Genomic DNA, 12,138 nt, shown 5'->3' with positions numbered 1-12,138 from the left:
TTCACACGTTCCGTCCCGCGACGCGCAAACAACCCAGCTTCCACTCCCGATCATCAGTCTCAGACGTCCCGAGTCGCTCCGACGAGCGCCCCTCTCGGACGTACGTCAGGCCGCCCGAGCCGTTACATGGAGCTCACGGTCGGCAGCGCCGCCGCCGGCGCCCTGCAGACCCGGAGGAGCCTGTCCCCCAGCTCGACGGCCCACGACCGCACGTCGTCGGCCCGCGGGCACTGCGGCACCGCCTCGACCGCGTCCTGGATGAGCCGCTGCAGCAGCCGGGTCGTGCCGGAGAGCCCGAGCTCCAGCGCCGTGTTCGGGCGCCCGAGCGCCCCGTCGCGCCCCGCCGGCTTGCCCATGTCCTCCGGCCTCCCGACCAGGTCGAGCACGTCGTCCGCGACCTGGTACGCCTCGCCGATGCGCTGCCCGAGGTCGCCCCAGGCGGCCCCGTCCTGGCCTGCGGAGAGCGCGCCGAGGGTCGCCGCCGCCTCGAAGAGCGCGCCCGTCTTCGCGCGCCGGTAGGCCGAGATCGCGACCTTCGCCTCCGACTCCCACGCCTGCCCGGCGATGATCCCCTGCGGCATCCCCACGCCGCCCGCGAGCACCTCGAAGAACCGGACCGCCCGGCGCGCGTCGATCACGCCGCTCGCCACGGCGTGGAAGGCGCCGCGCGCGAGCGCCTCGAAGGCGAGCACGATGAGCTGATCGCCGGCGAGCACCGCGATCGGCTCGCCGAAGGCGCGGTGGACAGACGGCCGGCCGCGCCGGATCGGCGCGTCGTCGAAGCAGGGGAGATCGTCGTGGACGAGCGAAGCGCAGTGGATGAGCTCCACCGCCGCCGCCGCGGCGTCGGCGGCCTCCGGCGCGGGATCACCGTACGCCGAAGCGACGGCCAGGCAGAGCCGCGGCCGGATGCGGGCGCCTCCAGGAAAGACGGCGTGCTGCGTCGCGGCCAGGAGCCCGGGCGGCGACGCGGGCGAGGAGAGCGGCTCGATGGCGGCGAGGAGGACGCGCTCGATCCGGCGATCGAAATCCATGGGGCGCGAGTCTTGGCGAGGCTCAGGGGCTTGTCAATAGTTTGAACATTACTTAAACAAAGTATAGACAAACTACCTCCGACGCGTACACTCCGGCCATGGCGGACGGGAGAGATCGCGTCGTGGTGATCGGCGGGGGTATCGGCGGTCTGACCTCGGCCGCGCTCCTTGCTTCGAGCGGGCTCGACGTGGTGCTACTCGAGCGGGCGCCGCGCGTCGGCGGAAAGATACGCGAGGTGGTCCTCGGGGACCGCCGCGTCGACGTCGGCCCGACGGCGCTCACGATGCGGTGGGTCTTCGACGAGATCTTCGCGTCGCTCGGGCTCCGCTTCGAGGACCACGTGCCGCTCCGCCGGGCCGAGACGCTCGCGCGCCACGCCTGGCCGGACGGCTCGACGCTCGACCTGTTCGCGGACGTCGAGCGCAGCGCGGACGCGATCGGCGCGCTCGCGGGGGCGCGGGAGGCGGACGGGTACCGCCGGTTCTGCCGGTACGCGCGCGAGATCTTCGACGTGGTGGAGGCGCCGTTCCTGCGCGCGGAGCGGCCCACGCTCAAGACGATCCTGAGCACGGCGGGCAGCCTGGGCCTCGGCGGGATGATGAAGATCGACGGGCACCGCACCCTCCACCGCGCGCTCGGCGACTTCTTCGTGGACGCGCGCCTCCTCCAGCTGTTCGGGCGCTATGCCACCTACTGCGGCTCGTCGCCGTACCTCGCGCCTGCGACGCTGAGCGTCATCGCGCACGTGGAGCGCGAGGGCCTCTGGCTCCCCGAGGGCGGGATGGGGCGCGTCGCCGAGGCGCTCGCCGCGGCGGCGGCCCGCGCCGGGGCGACCCTGCGCTGCGGCGCGCACGTCGCCGCCATCGAGGAGGGGCGCGGCCGCGCGGCGGGCGTCGTGCTCGAGGGCGGCGAGCGCATCGAGGCCGACGCCATCGTGCTGAACGCCGACCCGGCGGCGCTGCGGGTCGGCCTGTTCGGCCAGCGCGCCGCCCGCAAGGCGCCGGGGAGCGAGCCACGGTCGCTCTCGGCCGTCACCTGGGCGCTCGTGGCCGAGGCGAGCGGCTTCCCCCTCCTCCGGCACAACGTCTTCTTTTCCGGGGACTACGAGGCCGAGTTCCGCGCGCTGTTCGACCGCTCCGAGCTCCCGCGCGACGCGACGGTCTACGTCTGCGCCGAGGACCGCGGGCACGAGCCGCCGCCGAAGCCCGGCGAGGCCGGAGCCCGCCCGGGCGGCGAGGGAGGCGGAGAACGGCTGTTCTTCATCCTCAACGCCCCTGCGACCGGTGATAAACACACCCCTTCATCGACGGAGATCCACGAATGGGAGCAGCGCGTGTTCCAGCAACTGCAGCGGTTCGGGCTCTCGCTGAGGAGCACGGGCCCCTCCCCGGTCGCGACGACGCCGGCGGACTTCGATCGGATGTTCCCGGCGACGGGGGGCGCGCTGTACGGGCCGGTGTCCCACGGGTGGAACTCGACCTTCGCGCGCCCGGCCTCGCGCTCGAAGCTCCCGGGCCTGTACTTCGCCGGCGGGAGCGCGCACCCGGGGGCGGGCGTGCCGATGGCGGCGCTGAGCGGCCAGCTCGCGGCGCGGAGCGTGATGGAGGACCTCGCTTCGACCTCGAGATCCCGAGCGGCGGCTACGCCTGGTGGTACCTGGACGCGGTGAGCGACGACGGCCGGAGCGCGATCACGATCATCGCGATGCTCGGGAGCGTCTTCTCGCCGTACTACGCAAAGGCTCGATCGCGCGGCGCCGCGGACCCGCTCATGCACTGCGCGATGAACGTCGCGCTGTACGGCCCGAGCGCCGATCGCTGGGCGCTGACCGAGCGGCCGCGGGGCGCGGTCTTCAGGTCGACGCGGTCGCTCGCCATCGGGCCGAGCGTGATGGAGTGGTCCGGGGGTGAGCTCCGCGTCTCCTTCGACGAGATCACGGCGCCTCTGCCCTCCCGGCTCTCGGGGACGGTGCGCCTCCGCCCGTCCGCGCCCAGGCCTGCGGCGGACGGCGCGCACGACGCCGTCGCCCTGGACGGGCGGGGGCTCCACCGCTGGGCGCCCATCGCGCCGATCGCGCGGGCCGAGGTCGAGCTCGCGCACCCCTCGCTGCGCTTCTCCGGCAGCGCCTACCTCGACACGAACGCCGGCGACGAGCCGCTCGACCACGCCTTCGAGCGCTGGACCTGGTCGCGCGCGCTCGGCGCGGACGGGATCGCCCTGACCTACGACGTCCGGCGCCGCGACGGCACGCGCATGCTCCTCTCGCCCGCGTTCGACGCGGCGGGCGGCGCGCGCGAGCTCCCGCCGCTCGCCCCTCGGCCGCTCGGCGGCACGCGCTGGGGCATGGCGCGGGAGATCGCCGCCGACCCGGGGTCCGCGCCGCGGCTCCTCCGCACCTTCGAGGACACGCCGTTCTACGCGCGCTCCCTCGCGGCCGCGACGTTCGGCGGCAAGCCGGCGACGGTCGTCCACGAGGCCCTCTCGCTCGACCGCTTCGCCAGCCCCTGGGTGCAGCTCCTCCTGCCGTTCCGCATGCGGAGGGCGCGATGACGCTCGCGATCTGGATCGCCACGGCGCTCGCCGCCTTCGCGACCATGGAGGTGTGGGCCGCGCTCCTCCACGGTAAGGTCTGGCACCACGCGCTCTGGAGCATCCACCGCTCCCACCACACGAAGCGGCGCGGCGCCTTCGAGAAAAATGACGCGCTCGCGTCCCTCCACGCCCCGATCGCCGCCGGGCTCATCATGTATGGCTCCTGGGGCGCGCCGGGGCCGCTGCGCGAGGCCGCGTTCGGCTTCGGCCTCGGCATGACCGCGTTCGGCCTCGCCTACGTCCTGGTCCACGACGGCCTCGTCCACGGGCGCCTCCCGGTCTCGGGCCTCGCGCGTATCCCGTACCTCGCGCGCGTCCGCGACGCGCACCGCGTCCACCACGGCACCGGCGGCCCGCCGTACGGCCTGTTCCTCGGGCCCCTCGTCCTCGCGCGGGGCGCCGCCGCGGGCGCGCGGGCCGCACGCGCCGCGCGCTCCGCGCAGAGGGCGCGATAGAGCCTCAGCGGGCGCGATAGCGCTTCAGCGGGCGCGATAGAGCCTCATCGAGCGCGGTAGAGCTCCCTCGCGAGCCCCGCCCCCCAGCGGCCGATGGCCCGGAGCGGCAGCGCGCTCACGACCTCGCGGTACACCTCGGGCCGCCGCGCCGCCGTCTCCCGCAAGAACCTCACGAAATCGGCCGCCTGCATCTCGTCGCGCAGCAGCGCCGCGTAGGCGTCGTTGCCCATCGCGTGGAGCACGGCGAAGGCCGTGTCGAGGAGCGCGTTCATCTCCCCTGCCCTCGCCCCGCCGGCGGGCTTCGCCATGAGGGCCGCGAGCGCGCCGGTGCCCGCGTGCACCGGCGCGTCGCGCGCCGTGCTCGGCGCTCCCGGCTCCCGGACCGCCCGCGCCAGATCGGCGGCCGTCGCCGCGAGCTCGCGCACGTTCGCGCCGAAGCCGCAGAACGTCAGCGGCGAGTGCCGCGCCGCCGCGTCCCCCACGAGCCGCACCCGGCGCCCCGGCGCCCGCGGCGCGGCCGACAGCCGCGACCAGCCGGGGATGAGCCCGAAGGTCGGGCGGACGAGCCGCGCGTCGCCCTCCTTGTAGCGCGAGAGGAGCCGGAAGAACCGCGCGTAGAGCGACAGGAGCGCGCCTGGCCCGACGTCCCCGGAGCGCGCGTAATAGAAGAGGTAGACCGTCGTCTCGCCCGGCCGCCCCGGGAACGCCTCCCAGAGGTGCTGCCTGCCCTCCTGGACGTCCTCCGTCGTGGCGAGGATCTCGCCGACGTCCGGCCGGATCCGCCGCTCCCCGTCGCCCTCCGAGAGCCCGGTGAGCACGCCGCCGACGGTCGGGCAGAGGAGGTCCGCGGTCGCGTAGGGGCTCGCCGCGCCGCGCGCGTCGACGAGGAGCCGCGCGGACAGCGCGCGCGGCGCGGCGCCCGGATGCGCCTCGGCCACGGCGAGCGCGACCGCGTCCGGGCCCTCCGCGTGCCCGAGCAGCGCGTGCCCGTCGAGCAGCGTCACCCCCAGCGCCTCTGCCCGGGCCCGCGCCGCGGCGAGCAGCCCGCCCGCGTCGATGGCGTGGTCGAGCACGCCGCGCACCGGGTACGTCCCGCCGCCGTGCCAGCGGCAGAGCCCCTCGACGTACCGGGCGATGACGAGCCGCTCGATCTCGTCCCTCGTGAAGATCCCCGACGCCGACAGCGCGGCCACCTCGGCCGTCCCGGCGTTCCACTCCCGGTGCGCGGCGCCGATCCGCGCCCGGTCGAGCACGGCAACGCGCAGCCCGGCCGACGCGAGCAGCGGCGCGAGCAGGAGCGACAGCCCGCCGCCCGCGACGACCACGTCGTAATCGGCGGTCGCGCCCCGATCCGGCGGTCGCGGCGAGAATCCCGGCCGAGGCGCCGGGGCGGCCCGCGCCGCGTCGAGGTGCTCGAGGCGCGCGAGCAGCGCCTCGCCGCCCGCCTCGCGCACGCGCCCCCGCGCCGCGTCGATCTCCCGCGCGGCTGAGCCCGGCACGCCGCCGGCGCTCATCCCACGGCCTCCAGAGCCCGCGTCGCGCCGTCGCTCATCACGCCGCTCGCGCCGCCGCTCATCGCGCCGCCTCCGCTCGCGCCGCCGCTCATCGCGCCGCCTCCAGGAGGAAGCGGACCTCGTCGAGCGGCGGCGCCGCGCCGTGCTCGCGGGCCTCCGCGGGCGCGACGGACCCGCGGAGCAGCGCCCGCAGCACGAGCCACGCCTTGCGGCCTGGTGACACCACGGCGCGCGTCGACACCGAGTCGAAGCCGCGGCGCGCGATGACCCGCCCGATGTCGGCGTAGATGAGCCGCGCCGCCTGGATCGCGGGGCGGCAGTCGCGCGGCAGCATCGGGATGCCGGCGCCCGCGCGGAGGTACAGCGCCTCCGCCTCGGCGAGCAGCCGCGCCACGAGCCGCCCCAGCCGCTCGTCGAACACCGGCCGCGCGAGCCACCCGTCCGGCGCGATCCCGGCCTCCCGCATCCAGGCGAGCGGCAGGTAGATCCGCCCGCGCCGCGCGTCCTCACCGACGTCGCGCGCGATGTTCGTGAGCTGCATGGCGACGCCCAGGTCGCACGCCCGCGCGAGCGCGTCGGGCCCCCGCGCCCCCATGAGCGTCGACATCGTCGCGCCGACGGTGCCGGCGACGCGCGCCGCGTAGGCGTTCAGGTCCGAGAGCGTCTCGTAGCGGCGCCCCTCCGCGTCCCACGCGAACCCCTCGAGCAGCGCCTCGATGAACGCGCGCGGCAGCCCGTGCTCCGCCATGACGTGGGCGAGCGCGCGATCGACCGGGCTGTCGTCCGGCCTGCCCGCCGCGGCGCGCGCGAGCCGCTCCCGCAGCGTCGCGACAGCGGCCGCGGCCGCGGACAGCGGCGCGTGCTCCCCCAGCTCGTCCACCGCGTCGTCGGCGACCCTGCAGAACGCGTAGAAGGCCGCCGCCGGCTCCCTCACCCGCGCGGGCAGCAAAAGCGCCGCCGCGGCGAAGCTCTTCGACCCCTTGCGCAGGAGGTCCCTGCACGCGGCGAAGTCCGCCGCCGACGCCTCAGGCGAGCTTCGATGCATCCGGGACCACCCGATCCAGCACGCGGGCCGACGAGAGCACCCCGGGCAGACCGGCGCCCGGGTGCGTCCCTGCCCCGACGAGGTAGAGGCGCTCGACGTCCTCGCTCGCGTTGTGGGGCCGGAAGAAGGCGCTCTGCGTGAGCACCGGCTCCGGCCCGAACGCCGCGCCCCGGAACGACAGCAGCCGGTCCTGGAAGTCCTGCGGCGTGAGGAGCCGCGAGCTCGCGAGCGCGCCCTCGAGCCCCGGCAGGACCGTCGCCTCGAGCAGCGCCGAGATGGAGCGCCGGTACCGCTCCTGGGCCGTTGGCCAGTGGGTACCGCTGAGCAGGTTGGGCACCGGGGACAGCACGTAAAACGCGTCGCAGCCGGGCGGGGCGAGCGCCGGGTCGGTCGCGGTCGGGCGGTGCAGGTACAGGCTGAAGTCGTCGGCGAGCACGTGCTTCTCGAAGATGTCCTCGAGCAGCGGCCTGTACCGCGGGCCGAGGAGGATCGTGTGGTGAGCGACGTCCGGGTACTGCCGGCGCGTGCCGAAGTACCACACGAAGAGGCTCATCGAGTAGCGCTGCCGCTCGATGCGCCGGTCGGTCCAGCGCTTCCGCGCCTCGGGGGGCACGAGGTGCCGGTAGGTCCACGCCGAGTCCGCGTTCGAGACCACGACGTCGGCGGCGAGCCGCTCGCCCGACGCGAGCTCCACGCCCCGGGCGCGGCCGCCTTCCACGGAGATGCGCCGCACCTCGGCGCCGCACCGCACCGTGCCGCCGAGGCCCTCGATGAGCGACACGAGCCCTTTCACCAGGGCGCCCGTGCCGCCGATCGGGAAGTGGACGCCCCAGTTGCGCTCGAGGAACGCGATCAGGCTGTAGATCGACGTCGTCGAGAACGGGTTCCCGCCCACGAGCAGCGGGTGGAAGCTCAGCACCTGGCGCAGGCGGTCGTCCTTCACGTGCTTCGCGACGAGGCCGTACACCGTGCGGTAGCTCTCGAGCCGCACCATGTCCGGCACGATGCGCGCCATGTCCGCCCACGACCCGAACGGCACGTGCGCGAGCTCCTCGAACCCGACCCGGAAGATCGCCTCGCTCCGCCGGACGAAGCGCTCGTACCCCTCGACGTCCCCGGGTGACAGGCGCGCGACCTCGGCGCGCATCGCGGCGGCGTCGCCCGTGTAGTCGAACGTCGCGCCGTCGTGGAACCGGATCCGGTAGAACGGCGTCACGGGCCGCAGTTCGATGTCGTCGGCCATCTTCCGGCCGCAGAGCTGCCAGAGCTCTTCCAGGAGGAACGGCGCCGTGATGACGGTCGGCCCCGCGTCGAAGGTGAACCCGTCCTGGCGGTGGACGTACGCGCGCCCGCCCGGCGCGTCGAGCTTCTCGACGACCGTGACGTCGTAGCCCCGCACCCCCAGCCGGACGGCCGCCGCGAGGCCCCCGAACCCGCTGCCGATGACGACGGCGCGCGGCGCGCGCGCTCCACGGAGGACGCCGCGCGCTCGTGCCGCTCGCGGGGAAGCGGCCGTCTCGTCGCCCGGCGAGCCGTCAGGCCCCGCCGGATGCGCCGGATCCTGCGCCGAAGAAGCGCTGGTGTTTTGCATGACGCGCAGTATAATGTTTGTCCTAGCCTTTGACAAAGGCGAAAAACGCCGGCGGGAGGGGTCTTTCTGGGCCTCGCTGCCCGCCGTTCCGATGCACCCCGGTGCGCCGGGCCGGCGTGGACGGCCGCGGCTCGGCGGGTCCTAGCAAGGTTTATCCAGTTGAGCCGCTACAGAATCCATGTCGTCTCGGAGATGTGTGGCGTGTCCTCGGCGACGCTGCGCGCGTGGGAGCGCCGGTATGGCGTGCCGTCGCCCGCGCGCACGGCGTCGGCCTACCGCCTGTACAGCGACGACGATGTGGCGGTGATCAAGAAGATGCGCGACCACGTGAACGGCGGGATCGCCGCGGCCGAGGCGGCGCGCATGGTGCTCGAGACGGCGAGGCCGCGCGCGCCGGTGGGCACGACCGGGGGCGACGCGTTCGCCGGGGCGAGCGAGCGCATCATCGACGCCACGGTTCGGTTCGATCTGGACGGAATCGAGGCCGAGGTGAACCGGGCCCTCTCGCTCGGCCCTGCGGTGATGATCGCCGAGCGCGCGCTCATCCCGGCGCTCGAGCGCATCGGCGATCTCTGGCACGAGGGAAAGATCACGGTCGCGCAGGAGCACCTCGCCTCGCAGGTGATCGGGGCGACGCTGCAGCACCTCTTGCGGCTCGCGCAGCCTGGCGAGGGCGGGCGGCGCGTCCTGCTCGCGGCCTTCGCCGACGAGGATCACGTGCTCGGGCTGTTCGGCATCGGCCTGCGCTTCTGCTCGTGGGGCTTCCGCTCCGTCGTGCTCGGCGCGAGGACGCCGCCCGCCGCGATCGCGCGGGCGGTCGAGGCGATCGCGCCGGACCTCGTCGCGCTGACGGTCGCGATCCCGCCGCTCCCGCCGGCGGCGCGCGAGCTCATCGACGCCTACGCGGACGCGTGCCGGGGCGTGCCGTGGATCGTGGGCGGCAGGGGCGCCGGGCCGCTCCGGACCTTCATCGAGGCGCGCGGCGGCCTCGTGGCGGCCGCGGAGGCGGCGGAGATCCGCGCGCAGGTCGAGTCCGCGCTGCACGCGCGGCGGCGCCGCAAGGACGGGAGCTGAGCGCGCCCGCCCCGCCGGCCGGGGCGTCCGTCGCGGTCAGCCCTCGACTTCCTTGCGAAGCAGGTCGAGGACCTTGCTCTGCGACTCCGGCTTGAGGGCGCCTTCGGCCGCGAAGAGCACGTGGCCGTTCTTGCCGACCACGACGACGTTGCTGACGCCGCGGCGGAGCTTGTAGGCCGTGCGGAAGGAGCCGTCCCAGTCGCAATAGATGGTCCCGCCGACCTTCCTCGACTCCTCCCGGATGGCGTCCTTCACGAACCCTCTCGCCGGCCAGAAGTCGTAGGAGCTGACGTCGGCGATCGCGGCGACGGCGATGCCCCGCCGGTAGCGGTCGCCCTTCGCGAGCTTCGCCAGCGCGTCCTTGAGCGCCTGGTTCTGGGACTTCGAGTCCTTGTCCTCGTAGACGATGAGGATCGGCTTGCCTTGAAGCGCCTTGAGCTGGAGCTCGCGGCCGTCGGCGTCCTCGACGCGCGCGTTCGGCGCCCGGTCGCCCTCCGAGGGCAGCGCCAGGGCGGCGCCCGAGATCAGCGCCAGGGACAGCGCCGCGGCGGAAGCGACCGAGCGGAGGCGGGCGACGCGGCGGCGGGAGGCGGGCGAGCAGGGCTGCATGTCCGGGGTTTCTAGCGCTTTCGGCGACGCGCTCCTAGGGCTGTTCAATGCAGCAGGCTCGACCGGGCGCCGGCGTGGCTGGCTCCGCCGACTGCCAGGCGCCGGCGTGGCTCGTTCGGCGCGGCGGTGCCCGGCGGGAGGCGCCCGGGGGAGCCGGAGAGGTCGCGCTCGCCCGCCTTTCCCTTCGGTCCGACGAGGCCGGTCGCCACCGCCTTTCCCGCCGATCTGCCTCGGAGCGACGACCGCTGGCCGTGCTCTTGACACCCCACGTGCCGTGCAAAGATTGGGCGGTGCGAAGAGACCGGCTCTCGGAGCCAAGGTCCCGTAACGCTACAACAAATCGGCCGTCGCGAGCAGGGTGACGGCGCCGCGGGCGGAGCCCCGGCGCGCGCCGCGCGCGAAGGTCATGGAGGATTGACCATGCTGCACCGAACCACTGATGTTGATCGCGCGTTTGCCATGATGGATGAGCTTCGCCGGCGCCTGGATTGGGTGTTCGAGGAGGCGGACGCGCCCCGCGCGTCGCTCCGCGGCGACTTCGACCAGACGGCCCGGTACGCCGGTGGTCCGCGCGTCCACCTGTTCGACACGGGGAGCGCCCTCGTCATCAAGGCTGATCTCCCGGGGTTGACGGAGAAGGACATCCAGATCTCGCTGAATCAGGACGTCCTGACGGTGAGCGGCGAGCGCAAGCCGGATGCGCCGGAAGGCTACCTCGTCCACCGCAAGGAGCGGGGCGCGGTGCGCTTCAGCCGGAGCTTCACGCTGCCGAGCAAGGTCGATCCGGAGAAGACGACCGCCGTTCTGAAGAACGGCGTGCTGACGCTCACGCTGAACAAGGCCGCCGAGGCCCAGCCGCGTCAGATCGCGGTGACGGCTCGCTGAGGGAGCTGGGAGCTGAGGAACGAACGAACAGCAGAGGAGAGCGACGATCCTGCGATGAGCGGGATCTGGAGTGTACCGAGGAAGGAGCGATGAACATGAGCACCGATCGCAGCTTGACCCACCGTGCCGAGAGCAACCCCGAGAAGATCCAGCAGCGCCCCGCCGTGGCGCCGGCGGTCGACATCTACGAGAGCGCCGAGGAGCTCCTGGTCGTGGCCGATCTGCCGGGCGTGACGCAGGATCGCCTGGCCGTCCGCGTGGAGAAGGGAGAGCTCACCTTCGAGGGCCGTCGGACCGAGGCGGCCGAGCGGGAGCAGGGCGTCGAGGGCCTGCCGGACTTCCGCCGCAGCTTCGTGGTCCCGCAGGGCATCGATTCCGAGAAGATCTCCGCAGATCTCCGGGCGGGCGTCCTGCGGATACACCTGCCGAAGAGCGCGTCGCTCAAGCCGCGTCAGATCCCGATCAGCGTGAGCTGAGCTTCGTGTGCCGGCGCGAGCGTCCAGTTACGGCGCCCTACCTTCGACGGTCAGAGTCCACTTCGCGTCCTCGCCGCACGCGATGCCGTCCACATGACGCACCTCGATGATGAACCAGAGGTGATCGTCCGGCCCAGTGCGATCATTCCATGTCGTCGTGAACGACTCTGGCGTTCCTTGCCCCCTCACGCCGGACGTGAAGCAATCCGGCGCATTCACCTCGACCTCCCCCTGATAGATGATCAGATCGAAATTCATCCCCGGCGGGGAGGTGAGCGTCGCTCGAAAGCGCTCGGAGCCGGGCCAGTTCACCTCATCCATGACACGGACCTTGAACCACTTCGACGTGGTCCCTGTCGCTGTCTCCACAGCCCAATCGGCGCCGTCATCGCCCGGGAGCGTTCCTAGATCCGCTGCGAGAGCGCACGTGTTCGGCGCCGCATAGTCGCACTCGGCCGCCGCTCCCCCGTCGCCGCCAGCGGCCTCGTCACCTTCATTGCTGGCGTCGCCACCCTCGCCCGCAGCGCCGCCGACCCCGGTGGAGCCGACGCTCGAGCTCGAGCTCGAGCTCACGGACAGGTCTCCCCCTCCGGCGCCGCCATCACCGCCGAGCCCGCCTCCACCGGCCTGCTCCTCGTAGTACCCGGGCATCAGATCGTCGGTGCCGTTGGCGCACGCGGCGAGGGTGAGAAGGACCGCAGGAATGACAAGCAGCCGGCCGGGCGTGTGCATTGCACGCATTCTATCTGCTCTCGCGACAGCGGTCCAAGGAAGCCACGAGGCAAAGTGAGATACCGTGGCGTCGGTCATCACCGCCAGAAACGGCGACGACCGTTCGAGTTGTTTTCATCACCAGGGGCCT

At 73.5% G+C, this 12,138-nt stretch carries 12 protein-coding genes; 6 read left to right on the top strand and 6 right to left on the bottom strand.

Features of this window, described 5'->3' with window-relative positions:
- Nucleotides 1-122: 122 nt before the first annotated feature.
- A complete protein-coding gene (locus WMF14_RS03325) occupies nt 123-1,034 on the bottom strand; it encodes a polyprenyl synthetase family protein (RefSeq protein ID WP_272097691.1) in 912 nt (303 codons plus the stop codon).
- 98 nt (nt 1,035-1,132) lie between these two features.
- On the opposite strand from WMF14_RS03325, the gene crtD reads away from it, so the two are divergent.
- The 3 genes from crtD to WMF14_RS03310 are packed head-to-tail and all read left to right on the top strand — an operon-like array spanning nt 1,133 to nt 4,082.
- Complete coding sequence (gene crtD / locus WMF14_RS03320) at nt 1,133-2,704, top strand: 1-hydroxycarotenoid 3,4-desaturase CrtD (protein WP_437798724.1); 1,572 nt, start codon at nt 1,133-1,135, stop codon at nt 2,702-2,704.
- Entirely contained in the window at nt 2,701-3,585 is an 885-nt protein-coding gene (locus tag WMF14_RS03315) for a carotenoid 1,2-hydratase (protein WP_437798723.1), read from the top strand. The genes crtD and WMF14_RS03315 overlap by 4 nt, the downstream gene beginning before the upstream one ends.
- The gene (locus WMF14_RS03310; RefSeq protein WP_437798721.1) at nt 3,582-4,082 is read left to right on the top strand and encodes a beta-carotene hydroxylase; all 501 of its coding nucleotides are present in this window, start codon (nt 3,582-3,584) and stop codon (nt 4,080-4,082) included. The genes WMF14_RS03315 and WMF14_RS03310 overlap by 4 nt, the downstream gene beginning before the upstream one ends.
- A gap of 44 nt (nt 4,083-4,126) precedes the next feature.
- Here the strand turns inward: WMF14_RS03310 and WMF14_RS03305 are convergent, their stop codons facing one another.
- The 3 genes from WMF14_RS03305 to WMF14_RS03295 form a co-directional block, all read right to left on the bottom strand.
- Nucleotides 4,127-5,581: a lycopene cyclase gene (locus WMF14_RS03305; RefSeq protein ID WP_437798720.1), complete on the bottom strand. Its 1,455-nt coding sequence runs from the start codon at nt 5,579-5,581 to the stop codon at nt 4,127-4,129.
- Between the two features lie 103 nt (nt 5,582-5,684).
- A complete protein-coding gene (locus WMF14_RS03300) occupies nt 5,685-6,641 on the bottom strand; it encodes a phytoene/squalene synthase family protein (protein WP_437798719.1) in 957 nt (318 codons plus the stop codon).
- Nucleotides 6,622-8,232, bottom strand: coding sequence for a phytoene desaturase (locus tag WMF14_RS03295; protein WP_272097685.1), 1,611 nt, complete (start codon nt 8,230-8,232; stop codon nt 6,622-6,624). Before WMF14_RS03295 ends, WMF14_RS03300 begins: the two co-directional genes overlap by 20 nt.
- 159 nt (nt 8,233-8,391) lie before the next feature.
- Between WMF14_RS03295 and WMF14_RS03290 the strand changes: the two genes are divergently transcribed.
- On the top strand, nt 8,392-9,306 hold the full coding sequence (locus WMF14_RS03290; protein ID WP_437798717.1) for a MerR family transcriptional regulator: 915 nt from the start codon (nt 8,392-8,394) through the stop codon (nt 9,304-9,306).
- 36 nt (nt 9,307-9,342) lie between these two features.
- On the opposite strand, the gene WMF14_RS03285 is transcribed toward WMF14_RS03290, so the two are convergent.
- Nucleotides 9,343-9,915 carry a YtfJ family protein gene (locus WMF14_RS03285; RefSeq protein WP_272097683.1) on the bottom strand — a complete coding sequence of 191 codons (573 nt, stop codon included), beginning with the start codon at nt 9,913-9,915 and terminating at the stop codon, nt 9,343-9,345.
- A 459-nt stretch (nt 9,916-10,374) separates the two neighbouring features.
- Here WMF14_RS03285 and WMF14_RS03280 point away from each other — a divergent pair, with 459 nt between their 5' ends.
- The gene (locus tag WMF14_RS03280) at nt 10,375-10,800 is read left to right on the top strand and encodes an Hsp20/alpha crystallin family protein (RefSeq protein ID WP_437798715.1); all 426 of its coding nucleotides are present in this window, start codon (nt 10,375-10,377) and stop codon (nt 10,798-10,800) included.
- A 95-nt stretch (nt 10,801-10,895) separates the two neighbouring features.
- Nucleotides 10,896-11,276 carry an Hsp20/alpha crystallin family protein gene (locus WMF14_RS03275; protein WP_272097681.1) on the top strand — a complete coding sequence of 127 codons (381 nt, stop codon included), beginning with the start codon at nt 10,896-10,898 and terminating at the stop codon, nt 11,274-11,276.
- 27 nt (nt 11,277-11,303) lie between these two features.
- Here the strand turns inward: WMF14_RS03275 and WMF14_RS03270 are convergent, their stop codons facing one another.
- Nucleotides 11,304-12,008, bottom strand: a complete 705-nt coding sequence (locus tag WMF14_RS03270; protein ID WP_437798714.1) for a hypothetical protein — start codon at nt 12,006-12,008, stop codon at nt 11,304-11,306.
- Between the last annotated feature and the right edge of the window lie 130 nt (nt 12,009-12,138).

This window comes from Sorangium sp. So ce693 (genome assembly GCF_051521375.1).
Lineage (GTDB): Bacteria > Myxococcota_A > Polyangia > Polyangiales > Polyangiaceae > Sorangium > Sorangium atrum.
This window is presented reverse-complemented; position numbering and strand designations above follow the sequence as displayed.